General features: G+C 72.3%; 20 protein-coding genes and 1 tRNA gene. 11 read left to right on the forward strand and 10 right to left on the reverse strand.

Translation table 11 applies throughout. The features are described 5' to 3' along the window. Nucleotides 1-5 precede the first annotated feature (5 nt). From ACFRAL_RS12380 to ACFRAL_RS12390, 3 genes are read right to left on the reverse strand one after another with little or no spacing between them, the layout of a single operon-like run. Nucleotides 6-1,457: a CDP-glycerol glycerophosphotransferase family protein gene (locus tag ACFRAL_RS12380; RefSeq protein WP_378883272.1), complete on the reverse strand. Its 1,452-nt coding sequence runs from the start codon at nucleotides 1,455-1,457 to the stop codon at nucleotides 6-8. After that, nucleotides 1,454-2,731: a CDP-glycerol glycerophosphotransferase family protein gene (locus ACFRAL_RS12385; protein ID WP_378883275.1), complete on the reverse strand. Its 1,278-nt coding sequence runs from the start codon at nucleotides 2,729-2,731 to the stop codon at nucleotides 1,454-1,456. Before ACFRAL_RS12385 ends, ACFRAL_RS12380 begins: the two co-directional genes overlap by 4 nt. A gap of 47 nt (nucleotides 2,732-2,778) precedes the next feature. Then, nucleotides 2,779-4,350, reverse strand: coding sequence for a S1C family serine protease (locus ACFRAL_RS12390; protein ID WP_378883277.1), 1,572 nt, complete (start codon nucleotides 4,348-4,350; stop codon nucleotides 2,779-2,781). Between the two features lie 115 nt (nucleotides 4,351-4,465). On the opposite strand from ACFRAL_RS12390, the gene ACFRAL_RS12395 reads away from it, so the two are divergent. Beyond that, nucleotides 4,466-5,686 (forward strand): aminotransferase class I/II-fold pyridoxal phosphate-dependent enzyme, encoded by a 1,221-nt coding sequence (locus ACFRAL_RS12395; RefSeq protein ID WP_336396796.1) that lies wholly within the window; start codon nucleotides 4,466-4,468, stop codon nucleotides 5,684-5,686. Here the strand turns inward: ACFRAL_RS12395 and ACFRAL_RS12400 are convergent. Next, entirely contained in the window at nucleotides 5,673-6,476 is an 804-nt protein-coding gene (locus ACFRAL_RS12400) for a carbon-nitrogen hydrolase family protein (protein WP_378883282.1), read from the reverse strand. The genes ACFRAL_RS12395 and ACFRAL_RS12400 overlap by 14 nt on opposite strands. Further along, nucleotides 6,473-6,991, reverse strand: a complete 519-nt coding sequence (locus tag ACFRAL_RS12405) for a DUF6328 family protein (RefSeq protein WP_378883285.1) — start codon at nucleotides 6,989-6,991, stop codon at nucleotides 6,473-6,475. The genes ACFRAL_RS12400 and ACFRAL_RS12405 overlap by 4 nt, the downstream gene beginning before the upstream one ends. A 92-nt stretch (nucleotides 6,992-7,083) precedes the next feature. Here ACFRAL_RS12405 and ACFRAL_RS12410 point away from each other — a divergent pair. Continuing rightward, a tRNA-Met gene (locus ACFRAL_RS12410) sits at nucleotides 7,084-7,157 on the forward strand. Between the two features lie 41 nt (nucleotides 7,158-7,198). Here ACFRAL_RS12410 and ACFRAL_RS12415 read toward each other — a convergent pair. Next, on the reverse strand, nucleotides 7,199-7,618 hold the full coding sequence (locus tag ACFRAL_RS12415) for a MarR family transcriptional regulator (protein ID WP_336396792.1): 420 nt from the start codon (nucleotides 7,616-7,618) through the stop codon (nucleotides 7,199-7,201). A 152-nt stretch (nucleotides 7,619-7,770) separates the two neighbouring features. On the opposite strand from ACFRAL_RS12415, the gene idi reads away from it, so the two are divergent. The 7 genes from idi to ACFRAL_RS12450 are packed head-to-tail and all read left to right on the forward strand — an operon-like array spanning nucleotide 7,771 to nucleotide 13,380. Continuing rightward, a complete protein-coding gene (gene idi, locus ACFRAL_RS12420) occupies nucleotides 7,771-8,322 on the forward strand; it encodes an isopentenyl-diphosphate Delta-isomerase (RefSeq protein WP_336396791.1) in 552 nt (183 codons plus the stop codon). Further along, entirely contained in the window at nucleotides 8,319-9,374 is a 1,056-nt protein-coding gene (locus tag ACFRAL_RS12425) for a polyprenyl synthetase family protein (RefSeq protein WP_378883290.1), read from the forward strand. The genes idi and ACFRAL_RS12425 overlap by 4 nt, the downstream gene beginning before the upstream one ends. Then, nucleotides 9,371-10,252: a squalene/phytoene synthase family protein gene (locus ACFRAL_RS12430; protein WP_336396789.1), complete on the forward strand. Its 882-nt coding sequence runs from the start codon at nucleotides 9,371-9,373 to the stop codon at nucleotides 10,250-10,252. The genes ACFRAL_RS12425 and ACFRAL_RS12430 overlap by 4 nt, the downstream gene beginning before the upstream one ends. After that, complete coding sequence (gene crtI, locus ACFRAL_RS12435) at nucleotides 10,249-11,814, forward strand: phytoene desaturase family protein (protein WP_378883294.1); 1,566 nt, start codon at nucleotides 10,249-10,251, stop codon at nucleotides 11,812-11,814. Before ACFRAL_RS12430 ends, crtI begins: the two co-directional genes overlap by 4 nt. Nucleotides 11,815-11,816: 2 nt before the next feature. Continuing rightward, nucleotides 11,817-12,170 carry a lycopene cyclase domain-containing protein gene (locus ACFRAL_RS12440; protein ID WP_336396787.1) on the forward strand — a complete coding sequence of 118 codons (354 nt, stop codon included), beginning with the start codon at nucleotides 11,817-11,819 and terminating at the stop codon, nucleotides 12,168-12,170. Further along, a complete protein-coding gene (locus ACFRAL_RS12445; protein ID WP_378883298.1) occupies nucleotides 12,167-12,490 on the forward strand; it encodes a lycopene cyclase domain-containing protein in 324 nt (107 codons plus the stop codon). Before ACFRAL_RS12440 ends, ACFRAL_RS12445 begins: the two co-directional genes overlap by 4 nt. Next, nucleotides 12,487-13,380 (forward strand): prenyltransferase, encoded by an 894-nt coding sequence (locus tag ACFRAL_RS12450; RefSeq protein ID WP_378883301.1) that lies wholly within the window; start codon nucleotides 12,487-12,489, stop codon nucleotides 13,378-13,380. Before ACFRAL_RS12445 ends, ACFRAL_RS12450 begins: the two co-directional genes overlap by 4 nt. 42 nt (nucleotides 13,381-13,422) lie before the next feature. Here ACFRAL_RS12450 and ACFRAL_RS12455 read toward each other — a convergent pair whose 3' ends face one another. Together ACFRAL_RS12455 and ACFRAL_RS12460 are read right to left on the reverse strand one after the other, a co-directional pair. Next, a complete protein-coding gene (locus tag ACFRAL_RS12455) occupies nucleotides 13,423-16,341 on the reverse strand; it encodes a UPF0182 family protein (protein WP_378883304.1) in 2,919 nt (972 codons plus the stop codon). A 95-nt stretch (nucleotides 16,342-16,436) separates the two neighbouring features. Beyond that, entirely contained in the window at nucleotides 16,437-17,561 is a 1,125-nt protein-coding gene (locus ACFRAL_RS12460; protein WP_336396783.1) for a S16 family serine protease, read from the reverse strand. A 144-nt stretch (nucleotides 17,562-17,705) separates the two neighbouring features. On the opposite strand from ACFRAL_RS12460, the gene ACFRAL_RS12465 reads away from it, so the two are divergent. Further along, nucleotides 17,706-19,106: a zinc-dependent metalloprotease gene (locus ACFRAL_RS12465; RefSeq protein ID WP_378883308.1), complete on the forward strand. Its 1,401-nt coding sequence runs from the start codon at nucleotides 17,706-17,708 to the stop codon at nucleotides 19,104-19,106. Nucleotides 19,107-19,875: 769 nt separating this feature from the next. Here the strand turns inward: ACFRAL_RS12465 and ACFRAL_RS12470 are convergent. Beyond that, nucleotides 19,876-21,654: an ATP-dependent helicase gene (locus ACFRAL_RS12470; RefSeq protein WP_378883311.1), complete on the reverse strand. Its 1,779-nt coding sequence runs from the start codon at nucleotides 21,652-21,654 to the stop codon at nucleotides 19,876-19,878. Next, the gene (gene nudC, locus ACFRAL_RS12475) at nucleotides 21,651-22,565 is read right to left on the reverse strand and encodes an NAD(+) diphosphatase (RefSeq protein WP_378883314.1); all 915 of its coding nucleotides are present in this window, start codon (nucleotides 22,563-22,565) and stop codon (nucleotides 21,651-21,653) included. The genes ACFRAL_RS12470 and nudC overlap by 4 nt, the downstream gene beginning before the upstream one ends. Nucleotides 22,566-22,642: 77 nt before the next feature. On the opposite strand from nudC, the gene ACFRAL_RS12480 reads away from it, so the two are divergent. Beyond that, nucleotides 22,643-23,908 carry a phosphotransferase gene (locus ACFRAL_RS12480; RefSeq protein WP_378883316.1) on the forward strand — a complete coding sequence of 422 codons (1,266 nt, stop codon included), beginning with the start codon at nucleotides 22,643-22,645 and terminating at the stop codon, nucleotides 23,906-23,908. Nucleotides 23,909-23,910 lie beyond the last annotated feature (2 nt).

Raw genomic sequence — 23,910 nt, forward strand, 5'->3', positions numbered from 1 at the left:
GGGTCTCAGGGCTCGATGAGCCCCTGATCCAGGATGCGGGCGACCACGCGCTCGGCGGCGTGGCCGTCGTCGCGGGCGTTGAACTTCGCCCGCCAGAGCTCGTACCTCTCCGCGTAGCGCTCGCGGTCGTCACCGGCGAGGGCGGCGGCGAGCTCGTCCTGCGTGCGCACCATGGGGCCCGGCGCGTGCTCGGCGAGGTCGAAGTAGAACCCGCGCAGCTCGCCGCGGTAGTGCTCCATATCGGGCACGAGGAAGTACATCGGCTTGCCTGTCACCGAGAAGTCGAACATCACCGACGAGTAGTCGGTGATGAGCGCATCGGCGACGAGCAGCAGCTGCGACGTGTCGGGGAATCCGGTGACGTCGATGACGCGCGGTCCCTCGGCGTCGCGACCCGGCAGGAGCGTGCGGGAGTGCCCGCGCACCAGCACGACGGAGTCCGTCGCCGCGGCGAGCGCGACCGGGTCGACGAAGTCGACGATCTGCTCGCGGTCGTCCCGCCACGTCGGCGCGTACAGCAGCACGCGCTCACCGGGCCGGATCCCGAGCGCGCCGCGCGTCGCGGTCCCGTCGCCGCTCGCGAGCACGTCGTTGCGCGGATACCCCTCCACCCAGATCGGCCGGCTGAGGAACGCGTACGCCTTGCCGAGGATGCGGGCGGCATACGGGTTCTGCGCGAGCAGGATGTTCCAGCGCCGCGACTCTCGCACCACCGCGGCCATGCGCCGCGGGTCGAAGCCGGGGCGGTGCAGGGCGAGCCGCTTGAGGGGCGTGCCGTGCCACGTCTGCAGCACGACCTGCCCCTTGCGCCGGGCGAATCGCCGGCGGAGCCAGTCGTTCACGACGAGCAGACGCGCGGCGCCCCGCGCCCGCCACCACTCCGGGGTGCCTTCGACGACGGCGATCGCGCCCTCGGGAACTGCCACCGAGAGATCCACGACGCTCCAGTAGCGCGTCACGCCCGGCGCGCGGCGCGTGAGCTCCCGATCGATCGCGAGCGGATTGCAGCTGGCGTTGCGCCCGTAGAAGCTCTCGAAGAACACCGCGTTCTCGAACCCGGACGCCGGACGGGTGGCGTAGCGGCGCTCGAGCGCATCCTGTCCCTCGCCGGAGTCGTAGGCGGGGTCCATCGGCGGTCCCACGCGCAGCGTCCACTGCTCGAGCTCGGCACGCAGCGTTCCGAGCTGGGTGAGCGGGAGCGCGTCGGGAGCAGGGATGCCCCGGTCCGCGGCGTCCGTCACCCGGACCTCGTACGTCCCGGTCGGCAGCGGCAGCTCGGGGCCGCCCCATCGCGCGGCGCGGAGGGGCAGCGTCGCCCGCCACGTCTTGCCGCGGCCGCTCAGACGTGCGACCACCCGGGCGCGCGCGCCCACGAGCTCGACGGTCGCCGGCCGCTCGCCCTCGCCCGAGAGCACGAGCGCAGGTCCGCCGTCCGTCGTGAAGCGCGCGTCGGTCATCCGTTTCCTTCCCTCGGGCGGGCGTGGGCGGCCGTACCGGCCAGAATCGCACGGTACACCCTCTCGGCGTTGCGGCCGTCCCGGTGCGCGTGGACACGCGCGCTGAGCGCCATGGCGTGCTCGACGCGCCGCTCGCGCTCCGACTCGTCGCCGAAGAGCGCGTCCAGCTGCGCGGCCGCCTGGCTCCAGTCGACGGCCCACTCGTCGCCCGCGACATCCCGGTATGCGCCGTAGAACCCGCGGCGCTTCGCGTAGTCGACGACGTCGGGAGCGAGGAACAGCGTCGGGAGCGGCACGAGGGCTGCGTCGAACGCGAGGGAGGAGTAGTCGGTGACGAGGGCGTCGAGCCCGGGCAGCAGCGGGGTCACGTCGGCCACCAGATCGCTCCCGAGCGACTGCACCAGATCCGTCGTGACGGGCGGGACGTAGTCGCCGGCGCCGAGCGGATGGGAGCGGATGAGGAGCGTCGCTCCGTGGCGGCGGAGGACGCCGAGGATCCGCGCCCACTCCGCGGCGGTCGGGATCGCCGGGTCGGGCGCGCCGTCGCGCCACGTCGGCGCGTACAGCACGAGTCGCCCGGACCCTTCGGCCCGCGGCACGGCCCGCGCGATCGCCGTGCGGGCCTGCACGCGCCGGTCTTCCGAGGTGCCGCGGGACAGCACGTCGACGCGAGGCTCGCCGGTGACGGGAACGGCGTCGTCGGGGAGCGCGAACGCGGACTCCAGCCGGCCCCGCACGAGGTGCGACGCGGCGGGGAGCAGGCGGATCCGGCGCGCGGCACCGCGGTACATCGCCCGCAGCATCGCATGCGCCGGCCGCGCCGCCGGCGTCCGCGCGATGGCGCGCGGCAGCCGCAGGGTCTCGGGCGAGTCCAGGCCGATCCGCTTCAGTGGGATCCCGTGCCACAGCTGCACCACGAAGGCGCCCGAGACGGCGTAGCGGTTCACGTCGCCGTAGCCGTGCGTGACGACGACCACCCGCGCCCGCGCCGTGCGCCACAGTCCCCGCAGCGACCGCTTGGGGACGCTCGGGATGCCGCGGGCTGCGGCATCCCGCGCCTCTCGCGCGCTGCCGACCAGCCACACGGCGCGCCAGCCGTCGGCGGCGGCGGCGTCCCAGAGGGCGAGCGCGCCGTCGGCGATGCCGACGGCGCAGCCGAACACCCACTCGTCGCGCGAGCGCGGTACCACGAGGGTGAGGATGCGTCCTGCGGCATACAGCGGGATCGTCGCGAGCTTCCGCGCATTCCCCGCGCCGAACGAGAAGGACGCCATCACGCGAGCCTATCCTGCTCGCGCGATGGCGCCCCGGTGCGTCCCGCCTACTGCTCGAGCGCGCCCAGCGTGACGGTCACCGTCTGCGTCTCCCCGTCGCGGACGAAGGTGACCTCCGCCTCGCTTCCGGCGGCAGCGCCGCGCACCTGCGCGGTCAGGTCGGTGGAGTCGGTGACGGGCACGCCGTTGAAGCCGGTCACGACGTCGCCCGCGGCGAGGCCCGCCGACGCCGCCGCGCCGCCGTCGGTGACCTCGTTGATGTACGCACCGGTGATGGTCGATCCTTCGACGGATGCCGCGGGCCGCACGGTCGCGCCGAGGAGGCCGTGCGTGGCCTCGCCGTTCTCGATGAGCTCGTCGGTGATCCGCTCGACGATGTCGGACGGGATCGCGAATCCGACGCCGATCGAGCCGGAGCCGTCGGCGGACGCACCGCCCGCGGTCGCGATCGCGACGTTGATGCCGATGAGCCTGCCCTCGGAGTCCACGAGCGCGCCGCCGGAGTTGCCCGGGTTGATCGCGGCATCGGTCTGGATCACCGCGATGGAGATGCTCTCGGTCGCCGTCGACTGCTGGTCGCCCTGGCCGAAGTCGAAGCGGAACGGCCCTTCCTGCCCGTTCTCCTCCGGCTGGTCCTGGTTCTCGTCCCCGGTGTCCGGCGCGGCGGAGGACGCGATCTGGATGCTGCGGTTGAGGGCGCTCACGATGCCCTCGGTGACGGAGTTCGCCAGTCCCAGCGGCGCCCCCACCGCCACGGTGGTGTCGCCGACATTCAGGTCGCTCGAGTCGGCGAAGTCGATCGGGGTCAGACCCTCGGCATCCTGGAGCTTGATGACCGCCAGGTCGTACGTCGGGTCGGTGCCGACGATCTCGGCGTCGTACACGCGGCCATCGGCCGTCGTGACGCGCACCTGCGCGTCGCCGGTCGCCCCGTCGAGGGTCACCACGTGCGTGTTCGTCACGACGTAGCCGTCCTCGGAGAGGACGACGCCGGAGCCGGTTCCGGCTCCCGCCGAGCCCGTCGCGGAGATGGTCACCACGCTCGGCACGACCTTCGCCGCGATGCCGGTGGTCTCGTTGACCGAATCGGAGTCGTTCACCGTGACGGTGCTCGGGCCGGCGGCGGGCGACGTCGCCGCGGACGTGAACCAGTTCACGCCGGCGTACGAGCCGCCGAGGCCGGCCGCGCCTCCCACGATGGCCGCGGCGACGAGCAGGCCGACCACCTTGCCGGCGCCGGAGGATTTCTTGGGAGCCTGCGCCGTGGCCGTGCCGCGGTCGCCGCCGTCGATGGGCAGCGTGGGCATGGTGTCGGCCGACGCGACGCCGAAGGCGGCACCGGGACCGGATGCGCCGCCCTGCCCCGCGTAGGAGTGGGGGTGCGGCGCGGGCTGTCCGGCATACCCCTGCGGACGTGCGTACGCGTGGCCGCCGGCCGGATACCCCGCCGGGGGAACCGGCTGGGTCGGCGCGCGGTGCTGGGCGGCGGCCTCGGCCGCCGGCTGGGCGGGCACGGCGGGCTGTGCAGGGGTGACGCTCGGCGCCGTGGTGTCATCGGGCGTGCCCGACGCGTCGGCGGGGACGTGGTCTTCCGGGCGGTCGCCCTGGATGTCGCTCATGATTGCTCCTTCTGCCAAGCACTCACAACTGTGCCCACCGATGCTGTGCGTTTCTTATGTCGGGAATGGGACTCGCCTATGCAACGGGGATGAGCCCGCCCGGTACGGTGAAGCGATGCGACAGATCCCCGGAGCGTGGCACCGCACGGCGGCCGGTGCCGGACTCGTCGGCTCGGACGGGTCGATCCACCCCACCATCTTCGCCGAGATGTCTGCCCTCGCGGCCCGCACCGGCGCGATCAACCTCGGACAGGGGTTCCCCGACGAGGACGGCCCGGCCGAGGTGCTCGAGGTCGCCCGCGCCGCGATCGCCCACGGCGTGAACCAATACCCGCCGGGTCGCGGCATCCCGGATCTCCTCGACGCGGTCGCCGAGCACCAGCTGCGCTTCTACGGCCTGCACATCGACCCGGCCCGCGACGCACTCGTCACTGCCGGCGCGACCGAGGCGCTCGCCGCAGCGCTGCTGGCGCTGCTGGACGGGCCCGATGACGAGGTGGTCGTCTTCGAGCCGTACTACGACTCGTACGCGGCCGTCGTCGCGCTCGCGGGCGCGAAGCTCGTCACGGTGCCGCTGCGGTGGCCGGACTTCCAGCCCGATCTCGACGAGCTCCGCGCCGCGGTCGGCGACCGCACGCGCCTCATCCTCGTCAACGACCCGCACAATCCCACCGGAGCCGTCTTCGGCTCCGAGGTGCGCGACGAGATCGTGCGGCTCGCCCATCACCACGATGCCCTCATCGTCACCGACGAGGTCTACGAGCATCTCGTCTTCGACGAGCCGCACGTGCCGATCGCCACCCTCCCCGGCGCCTGGGACCGGACCCTGACCATCTCGTCCGGTGGCAAGACGTTCTCCACCACCGGATGGAAGATCGGCTGGGTCACCGGGCCCGCCCCGCTCGTCGACGCCGTGCTCGCGGTCAAGCAGTACCTCACGTACGTCAACGGCAGCCCGTTCCAGCCGGCCATCGCGACCGGACTCCGGCTGCCGGACTCCTTCTTCCGCGGCATCGCCGACACGCTGCGGGCCAAGCGCGACCTGCTCGGCGCCGGGCTGCGGGCCGCCGGCTTCGAAGTGTCCACGCCTGCCGGCTCCTACTTCACGGTGGCCGATGCGGCGCCGCTCGGCGCGACGGATGCCGCGGACTTCTGCCGCGGGCTTCCCGAGCGGGCAGGCGTGGTGGCGATCCCCCTCACGGCGTTCGCGACAGCCGAACGCCGAGCCGACTACGCCACGCTCGTGCGCTTCGCGGCCTGCAAACGCGTGGACGTGCTCGAGGACGCGGCATCCCGCCTCGCCTCGGCGGCCGGATCCGGGGTCACCGGGGGCTGACCGCGAATCGCCGAAGCCGCAGCGCCGGGTTGACCCGGCGGACACGATCGATGGCGCCGACGTCGAGGTGTGCGACCGCGACATCGGTCGACGTACCGACCGCGGCGAGCTCGACGCCCTGCGGATCGACGATCAGCGAGTGACCGACCCCGAGCGGCGGCGGGTGATCGGCCGCTGCCACGAACACCGTGTTCTCGATGGCGCGGGCATGCAGGAGCGTGCGCCAGTGGTGCTCCTTGAGCGGGCCGCGCACCCACTCGGCGGGGACCGCGAACACCTCGGCGCCGGCGTCCACGAGCAGCCGTCCGACCTCGGGGAAGCGCAGGTCGTAGCAGGTCATGAGTCCGAACGTCAGACCTCCGCAGGCGAAGGTCTGCGGCGGCGCCGGCTCCCCCGCCTCGACCCAGTCCGACTCGCGCTGCCCGAACGCGTCGTACAGGTGCATCTTCCGGTAGTGCGCCTGCAGGCCCGCCCCGTCGACGGCGACCACCGTGTTGCGCACGCGCGCCTCGTCGCTCGCCCGCTCGAGCAGGCCCGCCACGACGACGACATCATGTGCGGCCGCGATCCGTGCGAGCTCCTGCACGAAGGGGCCGTCGAGCTCCTCGGCGTTGGCGGCGAGCGATTCGTCGAAGGGGTCGACGAAGTAGCTCGAGTACTCGGGGAAGACGACGACACGCCCCCCGCGGGCGGACGCGGTGGCCGTGAGCTGGTCGATGGCGTCCAGGTTCGCCGCGGTGTCGGCGGTCGGCGCGAACTGCGCGACGCCCACTCCCAGGGTGTCCGTCATCGGGCGCCGCCCCTCTCTCTCGCGCGGGCGCGGATCAGTGCCGGGACCAGCACCCACAGCGCGACGATGACCGCGGCGAGGAGGATGAGCGCCCACCAGAAAGCCGATCCGCCGACGACGACGTCGAAGACGAACGCCACCACCCCGACCATGAGCACGGAGACCGTGAGCAGAGCGGTGATGAGGGCGACGTGGCCGTAGCGGACGACCGCCGGCTTCGCACCCTGCTGGAACACCACGCGGTGCAGGGCGACGGGGGCCAGCGCGATGATCGAGCTGAGGGCTGCCAGCACCACCAGCGTGAGGTACACGGCTCGCTGCCCGGCGCTCAGCTCGGCGAAGGTGGGCTGGAAGGCCAGGGCGAGCAGGAAGCCGGTGAGGATCTGCGTGCCCGTCTGCAGCACGCGCAGCTCTTGGAGCACCTCGTTCCAGTTGCGGTCGGCGCGCTCCTCGCGGGTCTCGTCGCGACCCTCGGCGCGGTCCGCCACGGAGTCTGCTTCGGGGCGATCGGACATGCGCTCATCCTTTCGCGCGGCTCGCGTCGCGGCAACCCGAGGCGGCCTGTGGCACGACCCACTCGAAACCCGTGTTAGGCTATTTCTTGTGCCGCGGGGTGGAGCAGCTCGGTAGCTCGCTGGGCTCATAACCCAGAGGTCGCAGGTTCAAATCCTGTCCCCGCAACAGAAAGAAGAAGGGCGTCCCCGACGAGGGGGCGCCCTTCTTCATGTCTCCCGCTTCTCTGTGGCTGCGGGATCCATGGCCTCGCCGAGATCGTCGAGGAATCGGGCGATCACGTCGAGATCATGCCCGTCGTACCTCATGGCGACCTCGCGCATCGCGCGCAAGCGTGCGCCGAACACGGTGAAGAACGCTGCCCGTGCGGAATCCGTCAGCACGACCACGCGCCCCCGCCGATCGCTCGGGTGCGGCCGGCGCTCGACGTGGCCCGACTCGACCAGCCGGTCCAGCAGCTTGGTGGTGGACGCAGTGCTGATGCGCAGGTGCTGGGCGATGTCGCGCGGACTCACCGGACGCCCGGTGCGCTCCCGGATGACCAGCAGCCGCAGTGCGGCGACGTCCGAGGCGTTCATCGCCATGTCGCCCTTCATCCCGCTGTGCATGCGCTCCATGGCGTCGCTCATGCTACGAATGGACGTGAGCACACGCAGCACGGCGTGGTCGTGCTCCGTCTGTGGCAACCAGCGCTCTGACATCGTGGACGTCACCTCCATCCCGTTGTAGCATCGCACTCAATAATTCGCTAGCTAAGCTAGCGATTGAGAGGAGCTTTCCGATGACGGACACCGACCACGTGGTGCTGCTCGACGACGAGGGCCGGGCCATCGGAACCGCCCCGAAGTCTAGCGTTCACGGGCCCGACACCGCCCTTCACCTGGCCTTCTCGTGCCACGTGCTCAACAGCGAGGGCAAGGTGCTCATCACGCGCCGTGCGCTGTCCAAGCGCACGTGGCCCGGCGTCTGGACGAACTCCTTCTGCGGCCACCCGCGGCCCGCCGAGCAGGTCATCTCGGCCGTCCGCCGGCACGCCGACTTCGAGCTGGGCCTCGCCCTCAGCGATCTCCGCGTCGCACTCCCCCTGTTCCGCTACCGCGCCACGGACGCGAACGGCATCGTCGAGCACGAGGTCTGCCCCGTCTACATCGCCCACACCGACGACGAGCCGGTGCTCAACCCCCTCGAGGCGCTCGACGCACGCTGGGTCGAACCCCGGGACCTCGCGACATCCCTCGAGGCCACGCCGTGGGCGTTCAGCCCGTGGCTCGTGCTGCAGGCCCAGCAGCTGCATCTCTTCGACTCGCCGGCACGTCAGCGAAGGGCGTCATGATCATCGGACCTGAGGATCCCGGCGTCGGCATCGCGATCGACGGGTCACTGACGCGCATCCGGGAGCGCGCGGCAGAGCTCGGACCAGGCTTCGGCGCCCTGGCCGACGCCATCACGCGCGCCACCCAGGGCGGGAAGCGCCTGCGCCCCGCGCTGGTGACCGCGTCGTTCGACGCGTTCCGCTCCGGCGACGCCAACGCCTCGGCCGCGCTCTCGGTCGCCGCCGCGTTCGAGCTGCTGCACACCGCGTTCGTGGTGCACGACGACGTGATCGACCACGACATCGAGCGACGCGGCGTCCCCAACGTCGGCGGGGAGTTCCGTCAGCGCGGGCGCACCCACGGCGCCGACGCCGACGGCGCGGCCCTGCTCGGGGACGCCGCCGCCATCCTGGCCGGCGACATCCTCCTCCATGAGGCGTTCCGTCTCGTGGCGATGGCCCACACCGACGACGCCACGAAGGATCGGCTGCTCACGCTCCTCGACGACGCCGTCCTGGTGTCGGCGGCCGGTGAGCTCGCCGATGTCGAGAACAGCGTCACGTCCGCCTTCCCCTCGCGCTCCGAGACCCTCGACACGGCCTTCAACAAGACGGCGGTGTACTCCTTCCGCGCCCCGCTGCAGGCCGGTGCTCTCCTCGGCGGAGCCGACGCCGACGCACTGCGTGTGCTCGGCGACGCCGGCGGACGCCTCGGACTGGCCTTCCAGCTGGTCGATGACCTCATCGGGGCCTTCGGCACGTCTGCGCAGACCGGACGCGACTGCGGACCCGACCTGCGCGAGACCAAGCGCACGCCGCTGGTCGCCCTGGCGCGCGAGACGGATGCCGCGCCCGGCGTCGACCACGCGCTCGCCCTCGCCCGGACCGGCCCCGTCGCGGTGCGCGAGGCGCAGATCGTGCTCGAGGCGAGCGGCGCGCGGGACCGCCTCGTCGCGCTCATCTCCGACACCCTGGACGACGTCCGCGAGGTCTCGGCCGATCCGGCATTGCCCGAGCGGGCGGGGGCGCTGCTGCGCACCCTCGCCGACCGGGTCGAAGGAAGGATCCCGTGAAGGCCTCCCGAAGGCCCGCGGCGACCGGACTCTCGCTCTACGACCGGACGGCCCAGGACGCGGCGGCCGCGGTCATCGCCCGGTACTCGACGTCGTTCGGACTCGCGTGCCGCATGCTGGGTCCGCGTCCGCGCCCGCACGTGCGGAACGTCTACGCGCTGGCGCGCGTGGCCGACGAGGTCGTCGACGGGCCCGCACAGGAGGCCGGCCTCTCGCCCGAGGCGACGGCCGCGGTGCTCGACCAGCTCGAGCAGGAGTGCTTCGCGGCGATCGACCGCGGATTCAGCACGAACCTGGTCCTGCACGCGTTCGCCCGCACGGCTCGCGAGTGCGGCATCGGCGCCGATCTCATCACCCCGTTCTTCGCCTCCATGCGGGCCGACCTCCAGGTCTCGCGCCACGACGCGGCATCCCACGACGAGTACGTGTACGGCTCGGCCGAGGTGATCGGGCTGATGTGCCTGCAGGTGTTCGTGAACGCCGGGTCGCCGCATCCGGTCACTCCCCCGCCGCGGCTCGTCGACGGCGCCCGACGGCTCGGGGCCGCCTTCCAGGACGTCAACTTCCTGCGGGACCTCGACGACGACAGCACGCGGCTCGGTCGCGACTACCTCGGACTGTCGACGCCCGCGGGCGACCGCGCGGCGGTCCTCGACCGCATCGACGCCGACCTCGCGACGGCGGCCGGCGTGATCCCCGAGCTCCCGGCCGACTGCCGGCGCGCCGTCACGGCCGCCCACGATCTCTTCGCCGAGCTCGCACGCCGCCTGCGGGCGGCGCACGGCGGCGAGGGGCGCGTCCGCGTCCCCGACGCCGTCAAGGCCCGCCTGGCCGCCCGGGCCCTGCTCGGATTCGCTCCCAAGGAGGCGCGCGCATGACTTCGAGCGACGGGTCGCGGACCGCGATCGTGATCGGCGGCGGCATCGGCGGCCTCGCCGCGGCGGCACTGCTCGCCTCGGACGGCTGGGGCGTCCACCTGCTCGAGGCGCGTGACGAGCTGGGCGGACGCGCGGGCTCGTGGGAGCAGGACGGCTTCCGCTTCGACACCGGGCCGAGCTGGTACCTCATGCCGGAGGTCTTCGATCACTTCTTCCGGCTGCTCGGCACCACGGCCGCCGACGAACTGGACCTCGTGCCGCTGGATCCCGCGTACCGCGTGTACTCCGATCCCGCGACCGGGCTCGGACCTCTGGACGTCCACTCGGGACGCGAGGCGGCCACCGCCCTGTTCGAGAGCGTCGAGCCCGGTGCGGGCGCGCGCCTGGACGCGTACCTGGACTCCGCCGCCGACGCGTACGACCTCGCCGTGACGCGGTTCCTCTACGACACGTACGAGACGACCGCGGGGCTGCGCGACCCCGCCCTGCTGCGACGGATGCCACGCCTCGCGCCGCTGCTCACGAGGACGCTCGCACGCCATGTCGACAGCAGGTTCACCGACCCGCGGCTGCGTCAGATCCTCGAGTACCCCGCGGTGTTCCTCGGCGGATCGCCGTACGGGGTGCCGAGCCTGTACCACCTGATGAGCCACCTCGACCTCGACGAGCACGTGCTGTACCCGCGAGGCGGGTTCACCGAGATCATCCGCGCGGTGACGCGCCTGGCGGAGGCCGCCGGCGTCGGGATCGAGACCGGCGCGCGGGTCGCCGCCATCGCGACGGAGGGGCGCCGCGCCACGGGCGTGGAGCTGGCGGACGGCCGTCGCCTCACGGCTGACCTCGTGGTGTCGGGCGCCGACCTCCACCACACCGAGACCGGGCTGCTCCCTCCCGAGAAGCAGACGTATCCCGAGAAGTGGTGGGGCTCGCGCACGCCCAGCCCGGGCGCGCTGCTGGTGATGCTCGGCGTGGCGGGATCCCTCCCCCAGCTCACGCACCACACGCTGCTGTTCACGCGCGACTGGAAGGCCAACTTCGACGACATCTTCGGCGCGCACCCACGGATCCCCGACCCCGCCTCGGTGTACGTATGCCGACCGAGCGCGACCGACGACACGGTCGCACCCGAGGGACACGAGAACCTCTTCGTGCTCGTCCCGGTGCCGGCCGACCCGTCGCTCGGGCACGGCGGCGTCGACGGCGACGGCGACGCGCGCATCGAGGCGGCCGCCGACAGCGTCGTCGACCAGATCGCGACGTGGTGCGGCATCCCCGACCTCGCGAGCCGCGTCGTCGTGCGCCGCACGGTCGCTCCCGGCGACTTCGCGGACGAGTTCGGGGCCTGGCGCGGCAACGCCCTGGGCCTTGCGCACACGCTCGGACAGAGCGCGGTGTTCCGGCCGCGGAACGCCTCCCGAATCGTGGACGGTCTCGCGTACGTCGGGGCATCGACGCTCCCCGGCATCGGCCTGCCGATGTGCCTGATCTCGGCGGAGCTCGTGGTCAAGCGCCTCCGCGGCGACCGATCCCCCGGTCCGATCGCCGAACCTGCGAGAGTATGAGGGTGCCCGGCATCTATCTCGCCGCCATCCTCGCCTCCGCAGCGGGCATCCTGCTGATCGACCGCCGCTGGCGCCTTGCGGCATGGCGACATCCCGGCCGGACGGCCGCGGCGGTGCTCCTCGGCACGGCGTTCTTCCTGGCGTGGGATGCGGTCGGGATCGCCGCCGGCGTGTTCGTCAAGGGCGACAGCCCGCTGCTGCTGGGCATCGATCTCGCGCCCCATCTGCCGCTCGAAGAGCCCGTCTTCCTCGCCTTCCTGTGCTACCTCGCGCTCGTCGCGTGGGCGGGCGCCGAGCGCCTGATCGAGCGGCGGAGAGCGGATGCCGTCGCCTCCGGCAGGGAGGGCATGCCGTGACGTACGTGCTGCTGAACCTCCCGTTCCTGGTGTTGACCGCCGTCGTCGTGCTGCTCACGGCAACGCGGCCCGGGTTCGGCCGCCGGATGACGGCATCCGCCATCGCCGCCGCCGTCCTCATCGCGCTGACCGCCGTCTTCGACAACGTGATGATCGCCGCGGGGCTCTTCACGTACCCCGAGGGACTCATCTCCGGCGTGCGGATCGGCCTCGCGCCCATCGAGGACTTCGCGTACCCGCTGTGCGCAGCCTTCCTCGTGCCGGCCGTCTTCGTGCTCCTGTCGCACCCGCGGCAGACGGCTCAGGAGGTGCGCCCGTGACGGCGGCGGCGCCGCTGCGGGCCTCGGGCGTGGCCAGGCAGCTGTTCGTCTCGTCGCGGCCGGTGAGCTGGATCAACACCGCCTACCCGTTCGCCGCGGCGTATCTGCTGACGACGCGCCAGGTCGACCTGCCCCTCATCGTCGGCACGCTCTTCTTCCTCGTGCCGTACAACCTCGCGATGTACGGCATCAACGACGTCTTCGACTACGAGTCCGACCTGCGCAACCCCCGCAAGGGCGGCGCGCACGGCGCCGTGCTGGATCGTCGGCTGCACCGGATCACCCTCTGGGCGGCAGGCCTGTCGTGTCTGCCGTTCGTGGTGTACCTCGTCGCGATCGGCGACCCGGCGTCCTGCGCGGTGCTGGCGGCGAGCCTGTTCTTCGTGGTCTTCTACAGCGCACCGCCGCTGCGGCTGAAGGAGCGGCCGTTCCTGGACTCGGCGACCAGCAGCATCCACTTCTTCTCCCCCGCGGTCTACGGGCTGGTCCTGGCCGGCGCCGTCTGGACACCGGGCCTCGTCGCCCTCATCGTCGCGTTCGCGCTGTGGGGCGTCGCCTCGCACGCATTCGGCGCCGTGCAGGACGTCGTGGCCGACCGCGAGGCCGGCATCGCCTCGATCGCGACGGCGCGGGGTGCCCGCTGGACGGTGCGGTTCGCCCTCGTCTGCTATGCGGCCGCCGGCCTGGTCATGGTCGCGACCGACTGGCCGGGTCCCCTCGCCGCCGTGGTGGCCGTGCCCTACCTCGTCACCGTGTGGCCGTACCGCTCGATCGCCGACGCAGACGCCGGAGCCGCGACAGCCGGCTGGCGCCGGTTCCTGTGGCTCAACCAGCTGTCGGGGTTCCTCGTGACGCTGCTGCTCATCTGGTACGCCGTCCTCACGGCCTGACCTGCGGGCCCGCGCGGCGGCAGCGTGGCAGCAAGGTGGCGGTTACGGCGTGCCGAGCTCGATCAGCCTGTCCACCGCGGCGGTGAGGCGCTCGTCGGCCGCGCCGTACGCGGCCCAGTCGCCGGCCTCGAGCGCCGCCTGCCGGTCGAGCATCGCCTGCTGCGCCTCCTGGAGCGCGGTCTGGTACTCGTCGGTCGGCTCGGCCGGGTCCGTGGGCTCCGTCGGCGCCGGTGTCGGCGCGGGCGTCGCTCCCGGCGTCGCTCCCGGCGTCGGCTGCACGTCGGTGTCGCCGGCATCCGCTCCCGAGTCGCCTCCGAAGAGCGTGTCCAGGGCCTCGTTCAGGGTGTCCTCGAACGCGATGTCGTCACCGAACGAGACGAGCACCTTCTGGAGCTTCGGCAGCTTCGTCCCCGCCGAGGACTGCACGAACACCGGCTGCACGTAGAGCAGCCCGCCGCCCACCGGAAGCGTCAGCAGGTTGCCGTTGAGCACCTCGGACTGCCCCTGCTTGAGCAGGTTGATCTGCGACGACACCAGCGGGTCGGAGTTGAAGGTGTTCTGCACCTGTCCGGGTCCGGGGACGGTGGTGTCGGCGTCGATCACGAGCATGCGGAGCTTGCCGTAGTCCTCGCTCTTGACCCCGGCCTCGGTGCCCGCGTTGGAGTCCACGGCGAGATAGCCCATCAGGACGTTGCGCGCGTTGCCGGCCGTGGCCGCCGGGATGAACGACGTGAACATCGAGTACGTCGGCTCGTCCTGGTCGGGCATCTGCATCGTGAGGTAGTACGGCGGCTGGAGCTGCGTCTCCTCCTGCGGGTCGGCGGGCGTCTGCCAGCGGTTGTCGCTCTGGTAGAACGAGCGCGCGTCGTCGACGTGGTAGACGCCGAGGATGGTGCGCTGCACCTTGAACAGGTCGGTCGGGTAGCGCACGTGGCTGATCAGCTCGGCCGACATGTCCTCGATCGGCTTGATCGTGGAGGGGTAGACCTTCTGCCACGACTGCAGCACCGGGTCCTCCTCGTCCCACGCGTACAGCGTGACCGAGCCGTCGTACGCGTCGACGGTCGCCTTGACGGAGTTGCGGATGTAGTTGATGTCGTCCAGCGCGAAGCGCGGCGCCGGGTTGGACGAGTCCGAGATCGCCGAGGTGAGGCTGACCGTCGAGGAGTACGGGTAGTTCGAGCTCAGCGTGTAGCCGTCCACGATCCACACGATGCGGCCGTCCACCACGCTCGGGTACGCGTCGTTGTCGAGCGTCAGATACGGCGCGACCTTCTGCACCCGATCGCGGGGATTGCGGTCGTAGAGGATCTGCGACTCCTCGTTGACGTAGTCCGAGAAGAGGATCTGCTCGGCCTGGAACTTCAGCGCGTAGATGAGCCGGTTGAAGACGCTGCCGAGACTCGGTCCTCCCTCGCCGTCGAACGTCGTCTTCGTCTCACCCGAGCCGTCCTCGCCCGAGGGGTAGTCGAGCTCGACGGGATCAGCGCCCTCGGGGGCACCCACGATCGAATACGGCGGCGAGTACTCGCCGAAGTAGACGCGGGGCTGGAAGTTCTCGCGGTCCGAGAGGAAGCCGGCGGCGGGGATGCCACGCTCGAGGAAGACCGGGTCTCCTTCGCCGGTGCGGTCGTTGCCCTTCGCGGCGACGAGCCCGTAGCCGTGCGTGTAGACGACGGCGGAGTTCTGCCAGTCCGCCGCGTTGCCGAGCTGGTCGAGGTTCAGCTCGCGCACCGACACGATCGTGTCCTGGGAGACGCCGTCGATCGCGTAGCGGTCGACGTCGAGCGGATCGGCGAACTGGTAGTACGAGCGGTACTGCTCGAGCTGACGGATGTTCGGCGAGATGATCGCCGGGTCCATGATCCGCACCTGCGCGGTCGTGGCCGCGTCGTCGCGGAGCTGCCCGGCCGCGACGTCGGTCACCGCGGTGAAGTCCTGCTGCTCGAGACCGGCGACCCCATAAGCCTCGTGGGTCATGTCGACGTTGCGCTGGTAGTACTCCTCTTCCAGTGTGAACCGGTTCGGCTGCACCTGGAACGTGTTGACCACCCACGGGTAGCCGACGCCGACGACGATCGCCGAGACGACCAGCAGCGCCGTCGCGATGAGCGGGTAGCGCCAGCGGCCGATGATGGCCGTCACGAAGAACAGGATCGCGACGATGACCGCCGCGAACGCGAGGATCGTCTGCCCGGGGATGATGGCGTTGACGCCGGTGTAGCCGGGGCCGGTGATGCGCCCGTCGGCACCGGACTCGACGAGGGTCTTGAAGCGGTCGAGCCACAGGCTCACCCCCTGCACGAGGAGGTAGAGGCCGGCGATCACGGCGAGCTGGATGCGCGCCGACTTCGAGATGCGCAGCTCGCGCTGGCCGATGCGCACCGAGCCGTACAGGTACGACACGAGGGCGGTGACGAGGAGGCACACCAGCAGCACAGCCGAGGCGAAGCCCACCAGAGCGGTCCAGAACGGCATCGCGAACATGTAGAAGCCGGTGTCCAGCCCGAACTCCGGGTCGGTGGTCTCGGTGGCGACCCCGTTGAACCACAGCCAGGTGGTCTCCCACTGCGCCGACGCGGCGAAGCCGGCGAAGAAGCCGAAGAAGACGGGGATGCCCCACATCGCCAGGCGTCGCAGCGGCTCGACGACCTCCTGGTACCGGTCCAGCTGCGAGCTCAGCCGCGCGTACACGGGACGCAGGCGGTAGGCGAGCTGGATGGCGAGCCACACCGGCACCGCCATGCCGAGGAAGCCCACCGCGAACATGATCACGCGGGCGATCCACTGCGTCAGCAGCACCTCCGAGAACCCGAGCTGGTCGTACCAGAGCCAGTCGGCGTAGAGGCTCGCGAAGACGAAGAACGCCACCACGAGTCCGGCGATGACCGCGAGGGTGATGGCGATGACGCGTCTGGTGCGGGAAGGTGTGGCCGGAGTCGGCGACGAGGTCGTGGTCACGATCCCATCCTAGGCGGCGGATTCCCAGGCCCTGCCTTGTCCTGCCTGGGCGAACTCTCCGAAACGCGCAACGTTTCGGGAACGATCGCCGCGCGTCAGCGTGCGGTGCAGGTGGGCAGCGCGTCCAGGTCGCCGTCCTCGCGAACGGCGTCGAGCACCGCCATCGCGTCGTCGAGATCCTCGACCGCGAACACGCGCAGATCACCCGGGATGTGCCCGACGACCTCGTCGCAGTTCGCCTCCGGGGACAGGAACCACTCCGCCCCGGCATCCACCGCGCCCCACATCTTCTGCCGGACGCCGCCGATGGGTCCGACGGTGCCGTCCGCCGAGATGGTGCCGGTGCCGGCGACCTGCTGCCCGCCGTTGAGCTCGCCGGGGGTGAGGGTGTCGATGATCCCCAGCGCGAACATCATGCCGGCGCTCGGACCGCCGACGTTGTTGAGCTGGATCGTCACGTCGATGGGGAACTCGTAGTCGGTGGTGAGGTTCACGCCGATGAGCCACGTCTCCTCGCCGTCGAGCACGGTCTCCTCGGGCGTCACCTCCACGGTCTCCTCCTGGCCCGCCCGATCGACGAGGAGCTCGACGGCGGCGCCCTCGCCGTCGTTGATGACACGGCGCAGGGTGGCGGCATCCGTCACCTCCTCGCCGTCGGCGGCGAGGATGATGTCGCCCTGCTCGAGCAGCCCCTCCGCGGCGGCGCCGTCGATCACGGAGTAGACGGCGAGCTGGCCGCCGACGTCGTACCCCAGCTCGGTGAGCGCGGCCGCGGTCGCCTCGTGCTGCGAGTCGATCATCATGGCGGCGCTCTCCTGGTTGCGCTGCTCGGTCGTCTGGTCCTCGGGGAAGATCGAGTCGATCGGGAGCACCGCCCTGGTCGGGTCGAACCATGCCAGCGCCAGCTCGAACCACGACGGGGTCTGCTCGCGGTTGCCCTGCACCTGCACCGTGAGGAGGTCGAGGGAGCCGTCCGTCGGGAAGGTCTCGGCGCCCTCGACGGAGATCAGCGGGACCTCTTCGCCGTCGGAGTTCTCGGCGGTGCCCAGGGTGTTGTACACCGGTCCCGGCTGCTGGATCACGTACGACGTCGGCAGGAAGGTGATGACCAGCAGCGCCACCATCGCCACCGCGAGGGCCCACACACCGGCGACCGTCCGCCGCGACATGCGCTGCCGCGGGGCGGGCTCGATGGTGGAGTTCTCGTCGAACAGGGCCACGCGGGACCTCTCTTCCGTGCCTTGGGTGGATTCGCTGGTCGTTCGCGACCGGCGTAAGGCGTACGGGGTCCCTGCCGGGGAGTGCGACGGATGCTGCGACTAGCGTAGAGCGCGTGGGTCCCGACCGGCTGAAAGGCGACTGAAGTGGCAGACGACGACCGCAGTCCCGAGGACGACTTCCAGGAGCTCATGCGCCAGCTGTTCGGCGGCGCCGCGGGCGACTTCGACGCCGAGCAGCTGTCGCGGCTGTCGGGGATGAACATCGACCCCGCCATGATGCAGGCCGTCATGCGCCAGCTGCAGGGAGCGTTCGCGGGCGCCGACGAGGGCATCTCGTGGGACCTCGCCAAGCGCCAGGCGCTGCACATCGCCAACCAGGAGGGACTGGGCGTCACCGCGGGCCAGCGCACCGACCTCGATCAGGCGTTCTCGCTGGCGACGCTGTGGCTCAGCGAGGCGACGACGATCTCGGAGCTTCCCGCTCCCCCGGCGACGATCACCCGCGGCGGGTGGGTGGAGGCCACGCTGCCGGTGTGGCAGGAGCTCGCGGAGCCCGTCGCGACGAGCATCGCCGACGCTCTGACGACGGCGCTCAGCGAGCAGGCGCCCGAGGACATGCAGGCGATGGTGCAGGGCGCCGGACGGCTCATGCGCACCGTCGGGGGCTCGCTGTTCGCCTCGCAGCTCGGGCAGGTCGTCGGCAGTCTCTCGAAGGAGGTCGTGAGCGGCGGTGACGTGGGCATCCCGCTCATGCCCGACGGCGAGGCCGCCATCCTGCCGCAGAACTTCGCCGACTTCGGCCGCGACCTGGAGGTGCCGGAAGACCAGCTCGCCCTGTACGTCGCGACGCGGGAGCTCGCGCACGCACGACTGTTCCGCCACGCCCGCTGGCTGCGGCTGCACGTCATCTCGCAGGTCACCGACTTCGCGCGCGGCGTGCACGTCGACACCGACGCGCTCGAAGACCTCGCGTCGCGCTTCGACCCGTCCGATCCCGACGAGCTGCGCAGCGCCATCGAGAGCGGCGCGCTGCTGCCCGCGCGGTCCGAAGCGCAGGACGCGGCGCTGGCCCGCCTCGAGAATCTCCTCGCCACCATCGAGGGGTGGGTCGAGGTCGTGACCGAGACCGCCACCTCGCGCCTTCCTGCCGCGCAGCGGATCGCCGAGGCGGTGCGCCGCCGTCGCGCCGTGGGCGGTCCGGCGGAGCGCGCGCTGGGCTCGCTGGTGGGCCTCGAGATCCGGCCGCGCCGCATGCGCGAGGCCGCCGCGATGTGGCGTGCGGTGACGGATGCCGTCGGCGCGAGCGCCCGGGACGCGCTGTGGGACTACCCCGACCTCATGCCGAGCGCCGCCGACATCGACGATCCGGCTGCGCTCGTGGCACGGCTGGAGGCCCGCGCCCGCGGCGAGGAGCCGGCGAGGGATGAACTGGATGACGCCCTCGTGCGGCTGCTGGCGGGCGAGGTGCCCGAGGCCGACGGACTCGACGAACAGGGTCGCGGCGACGACGAGGGCAGCGCCCCGGACGATCACCGCCCGGTCTGAGCCGGGCTGCACCGCCTCCTCCCCAGGCTCGCGGCCGGAGGCGGTTCGCCGCCCGCGCCTGTGGACAGGCATCGGGGCGCCGCGTCGCTCGGGCAGGATCAGGGCATGCTGCGCCTCGACCCCTCGCACCCGCCGGTGTGGCGGACAGACACCGTCCTCCAGTTCGGCGCGGAGCCGGTCGCCGTGCTTCCCGACCCCGAGCCGTGGATGCTGCGGCTGGTGAGCGAGCTGGAGCGCGGCATCCCGGATTCCGCCTTCACTCCCCTCGCGCAGGCGATGGGCGCGCCCGACGCCGCCGCCGCGAGCCGCCTGCTCGCACAGCTGCGAGGGTGCCTGGCCGAGGATCCCCCGCCGCGCCCGCGGATCACCGTGCGGTGCGAGGATCACGTTCCCGACGAGCAGCGCGACGCGATCGCCGCGGGCGTCTCGGCAGCGGGGGCCGACGTGGCCGTCGCTCACCGCTTCGACGCGGTGACGGATTCTCCCCCGGGATCGGCGGTGCTGCTGGTCGTCCACCGCGTCGTTCCGCCTGGCTCCGCGGCGGCGCTCATGGCCGCCGACCGCGTCCATGTCCCCGTCGCGCTCACCGGCACGGGCGCCGAAATCGGCCCTTTCGTCGTGCCCGGCCGCACCGCCTGCCTCGCGTGCGTGGCGGCCGCCCGTCGCGACGAGGACCCGTCGTGGCCGGTCGTTGCCGCTCAGCTGCTGGGAAGACCGGTCGAGGTCGCACCCGCGGTGCTGTGGGAGGCGGGCATCGTCGCGGGGCGACTCATCGCGGAGCGCGCGCAGAGCCCCGCGCCGCCCCGGACGCGGTCGGTGGCGCTGCGCGGCGACTCGCTGCACCGGACCGTGCGCTCGCACCGCCCGCACGCAGACTGCCGCTGCCGATCTCTCGGAGAAAGCGCGACGGCTGCCGCTCCCGCACCCCTCGAGACCAGGTCAGCGACAGCGTTCGCCCGGCCCGCGTGATCCCGACATAGGCGAGGCGGCGCTCCTCGTCGACCTGCTCGAACGTGGTCGCGTACGAGATCGGCAGCAGCCCTTCGGCCACTCCGACGAGATGCACGTGATCCCACTCCAGGCCTTTGGCCGCATGGAGCGTCGCGAGGGTGACCGTCCGCATAGCCGGCTCGTCGTGGACCTTCGCGCGAGCGGTGAGCTCGTCGGTGAACGCGCGCAGGGTGGTGCCCGCGGGCGCTTCCTGCGCCAGGCGCAGGAGCGCCGCGCGCGCCTCCCAGGCGTCGCGGAGCGCACCGCCCGCGGCAGGAGGCTCGTCGGTGAGGCCCCGCGAGCGAAGGATGTCGCGCACCGTGTCGACGAAGCCGCTCTCTATGGGAGCGATCGACGCCGCCCGCAGCTCCATCACCGCCTGCCGGACCTCGGGCATGTCGAAGAACCGGCGGCCGCCGAGCACCGTCGTCGCGATGCCGGCGTCCGACAGCGCGGCGACGAGCTCCGCCGACTGGGCATGGGAGCGGTAGAGCACGGCGATGTGGCCAGGGTCCGCGCCCCCGGCGATCTGCTCCGCGATCCGCGCGGCCACGGCACGTGCCTCGGCGCGGTCGTCCTCGAACGCGGTCACCGTCGGGATGACGTCGGACGCGGTCGCGTCGCCGCGAGGGGACGCCGCCTCCAGGTGGAGGGCACCGGGCCGCCCGCGCATGAGCTCGTTGGCGACCGCGAGGATCGCGGCATCCGATCGGTAGTTCGTCTCCAGGCGCACTATTCGCGCGCCCTCGTACCGGGACGGGAACTCCAGGAGGAAGCGCGCGTCCGCCCCGGCGAAGGAGTAGATCGTCTGGCTCGCGTCGCCGACGACGCAGAGGTCCCGCCGGTCGCCGAGCCAGAGCTCGAGCAGGCGGTTCTGCAGCGGCGAGACGTCCTGGAACTCGTCGACGGTGAAGTGGCGGTACTGCTCGCGCACGGCCTTGGCGACCTGGGGCTCGGCCTCGAGCATGCCGGCGCAGGCGAGCAGCACGTCCTCGAAGTCGAGCTGCCGGCGCTCGTCCTTGAGCTTCTCGTACGCGCGCTGCAGGGCGACCACCCGGTCGACGGAGAGGCGCCCCACCCCGCCCGGACGGGCGGCGGCGTAGTCGTCGATGCCCATCATCGAGACCTTGCGCCACTCGATCTCGGAGGCGACGTCGCGGAGCGTGGCCACGTCGGGATCGAGGCCGATGCCGTCGGCCGCATGGGCGAGCAGACGCACCTTGTTGTCGACGATCGCCGGCGCGGTGTCGCGCGCCAGCGTCGGCCAGAAGTAGTTCAGCTGCGCGAGCGCCGCCGCGTGGAAGGTGCGTGCGGCGACGCCGTTGACACCCATCGCCCGCAGTCGCCCGCGCATCTCGCCGGCGGCCTTGGTCGTGAAGGTGACCGCCATCACCCGCTGTGGGGAGTATGCGCCGGTGTCGACGCCGTGCGCGATGCGGTGGGTGATGACGCGCGTCTTGCCCGTGCCGGCACCGGCCAGCACGACGACCGGCCCGCGGAGCGCCGTCGCAGCCTCGAGCTGACGGTCGTCGAGCCCGGCGAGGGCACCGGTGCTCATACCCGCTCCGCGTGCCAGTCCGAGATGAGACGGCGCGCGATCGACGCCCGTCCGGGAAGGACCACCTCGCCCTCGCCGGCCAGCGCGCGCCCGATCTCGTCACGCGTGAACCACCGGACGGCGGCGATCTCCTCGCCGTCCGCGCGCGCCGAAGCGTCGTCGCGCGCCGTGGCGAGGAAGCCGACCATGAGCGACCGCGGGTACGGCCAGGCCTGGGAGCCGCGATAGGTCACCGCGCCGACGGCGATCCCAGACTCCTCGAACACCTCGCGCCGCACCGCGGCCTCGAGCGACTCCCCCGCCTCGACGAAGCCGGCGAAGCACGAGAACCGCTCGGGACCCCACAGCGCGTTCGAGCCGAGCAGCAGGGCGTCGGGGTCCTCGGCGCTCGTGATGGCGACGATCACCGCGGGGTCGGTGCGGGGGAAGTGCTGGCGACCGCAGTTCGGGCACCGCCGCGACCAGCCGGCATCGCCGAGGTCGGTGCGGGCGCCGCACGCCGGGCAGAAGGGCGCGTCGAGGAGCCATCGGCCGAGGCTCAGCGCCTCGACGAAGGCGCTCGCGTCGCGGGACGACAGCGCGCCGCCCACGGCGCGGAGCGCGGCCCAGCCGGACGCCGTGGCGAACAGCTCGTCCTCCTGCGCCGGGAACACCGCCGCCAGCAGAGCGGCGCCGTCGGCGTCACGGCCGAGGAAGGCCCATTCGGCGCCGGCCGGCACCTCGGACGGCGCCACCCACCGCAGCGCGTCGGGCGTGGCCAGCGGCGCGGTGTCGCCCGCGATCGCGAGGACCCGCGTCGCGGCATCCGCCCGGAGCTCGTCGACCAGCCCCGGTACGAGCCGCTCTTCGGCCGCGCGGTCGAGCCCTGGACCGGCCGGCGGCGGAAGTGTGGTGCTGTCGGGCGCCGTCATCGGACATGCTCCGCTTCGTCGATCTGGGCCGGGCGTGGCGCGGGGACGGACGAGCGCGACCGACCTACCCTGGGCACATGGCACGCTCACCCCTCACTCTAGCCGCGTCCGTCACGTCGGCTCTGCCGCGGGTCGGGGTCGTGGGAGTCGGTGCGCTCACCGAGGGAGCGACCGGTCGCTACGACACCGCGGTGGCGGACCTCGACGACGGCCGGCGCGTCGTCGTGCGGGTTCCCGCTGCCGCGTCGGCCGCCGAGGAGCTGGCCGCGGAGGCGCGGGCGCTGCGAGCCCTCACGCCGGGCGTGCGCGGCCTCCTCCCATTCCGCGCTCCGGAGCTGCTCGGCGAGACGGGCCTCGGCGGCAGCCGCGTCGTCGTCGTCGACTTCCTGCCCGGGTACCGGGTCGATGCGGTGCACCTCCCTCCCGGCCGCGGAGCGGCGACGTCGCTCGGCGCCGCGCTGGCGGCCCTGCACGCGCTTCCGCATTCCGTCGTGAAGACCGAGGGGCTGCCCGCGCGGACACCGCAGCAGGTGCGGGCCGATGCCGGGCGCCTCATCGACCGGGCGACGGCGACGCGCCGGCTGCCCATGAGCCTCGCGGCGCGGTGGCATCGCGCCGTCGACTCCGACGACCTGTGGCGCTTCGAATCGGCCGTCGTGCTCGGCGGCGCCGGGGCTGCATCCTTCCTGTTCGAGGACCTCGACGGCGTGCCGACCGTGACCGGCCTGCTGGAGTGGCACGGCCTGTCGATCGGCGACCCCGCGACGGACCTGCAGTGGCTGGCCTCGGCGCCTGAGGCGGCCGAGGACGTCTACGCCTCGTACGTCGCCGCGAGCGGCCGGGCACCGGACTCGCGCGCCCGCGAGCGCGCCCGCCTGTACGCGGAGCTGGAGTTCGCCAAGTGGCTCGTGCACGGCCACGATGAGGGCCGCGAGGACATCGTCGCCGATGCGGTGGATCTGCTCGAGTCGCTCGCCGGAGGCGTCTCGACCGACGACATCGTCCCCCGCGAGGGCCTCGGCGTCGACGACGCGATCGCACTGCTCGAGCGCATGCCCGAGGCCTCCGCGCCGACCGTCGACACCTCGATGCACACCGACGCCTACGATCCCGAGGAGCTCGCGCAGTGGGTGACGGACGACGTCGACCTGCCCGACACCGACGCGGACGCCGGTCCCGACGCCGGGCCCGACGACCTGTCGACGGCACCCATCCAGCTCCCGGTGCCGGCGGCAGCAGGAGCGCGCGCCGAGCCGGGGGCGGGGTCGGCCGACGGCCTGGATGCCGCAGCGGAGGCGGAGCGCGCGTCCGAGGCGGCGCTGCGTCGCTGGCTCGCCGACTGACG

This window comes from Microbacterium sp. NPDC056736 (assembly GCF_042790415.1).
Classification (GTDB): domain Bacteria; phylum Actinomycetota; class Actinomycetes; order Actinomycetales; family Microbacteriaceae; genus Microbacterium.

Bases quoted from the DNA above. Each gene is read 5' to 3' on its own strand.
- ACFRAL_RS12380 (WP_378883272.1), bottom strand. From the start codon at position 1,457: ATGACCGACGCGCGCTTCACGACGGACGGCGGACCTGCGCTCGTGCTC.
- ACFRAL_RS12385 (WP_378883275.1), bottom strand. From the start codon at position 2,731: ATGGCGTCCTTCTCGTTCGGCGCGGGGAATGCGCGGAAGCTCGCGACG.
- ACFRAL_RS12390 (WP_378883277.1), bottom strand. From the start codon at position 4,350: ATGAGCGACATCCAGGGCGACCGCCCGGAAGACCACGTCCCCGCCGAC.
- ACFRAL_RS12395 (WP_336396796.1), top strand. From the start codon at position 4,466: ATGCGACAGATCCCCGGAGCGTGGCACCGCACGGCGGCCGGTGCCGGA.
- ACFRAL_RS12400 (WP_378883282.1), bottom strand. From the start codon at position 6,476: ATGACGGACACCCTGGGAGTGGGCGTCGCGCAGTTCGCGCCGACCGCC.
- ACFRAL_RS12405 (WP_378883285.1), bottom strand. From the start codon at position 6,991: ATGTCCGATCGCCCCGAAGCAGACTCCGTGGCGGACCGCGCCGAGGGT.
- ACFRAL_RS12415 (WP_336396792.1), bottom strand. From the start codon at position 7,618: ATGAGCGACGCCATGGAGCGCATGCACAGCGGGATGAAGGGCGACATG.
- idi (WP_336396791.1), top strand. From the start codon at position 7,771: ATGACGGACACCGACCACGTGGTGCTGCTCGACGACGAGGGCCGGGCC.
- ACFRAL_RS12425 (WP_378883290.1), top strand. From the start codon at position 8,319: ATGATCATCGGACCTGAGGATCCCGGCGTCGGCATCGCGATCGACGGG.
- crtI (WP_378883294.1), top strand. From the start codon at position 10,249: ATGACTTCGAGCGACGGGTCGCGGACCGCGATCGTGATCGGCGGCGGC.
- ACFRAL_RS12470 (WP_378883311.1), bottom strand. From the start codon at position 21,654: ATGAGCACCGGTGCCCTCGCCGGGCTCGACGACCGTCAGCTCGAGGCT.
- nudC (WP_378883314.1), bottom strand. From the start codon at position 22,565: ATGACGGCGCCCGACAGCACCACACTTCCGCCGCCGGCCGGTCCAGGG.
- ACFRAL_RS12480 (WP_378883316.1), top strand. From the start codon at position 22,643: ATGGCACGCTCACCCCTCACTCTAGCCGCGTCCGTCACGTCGGCTCTG.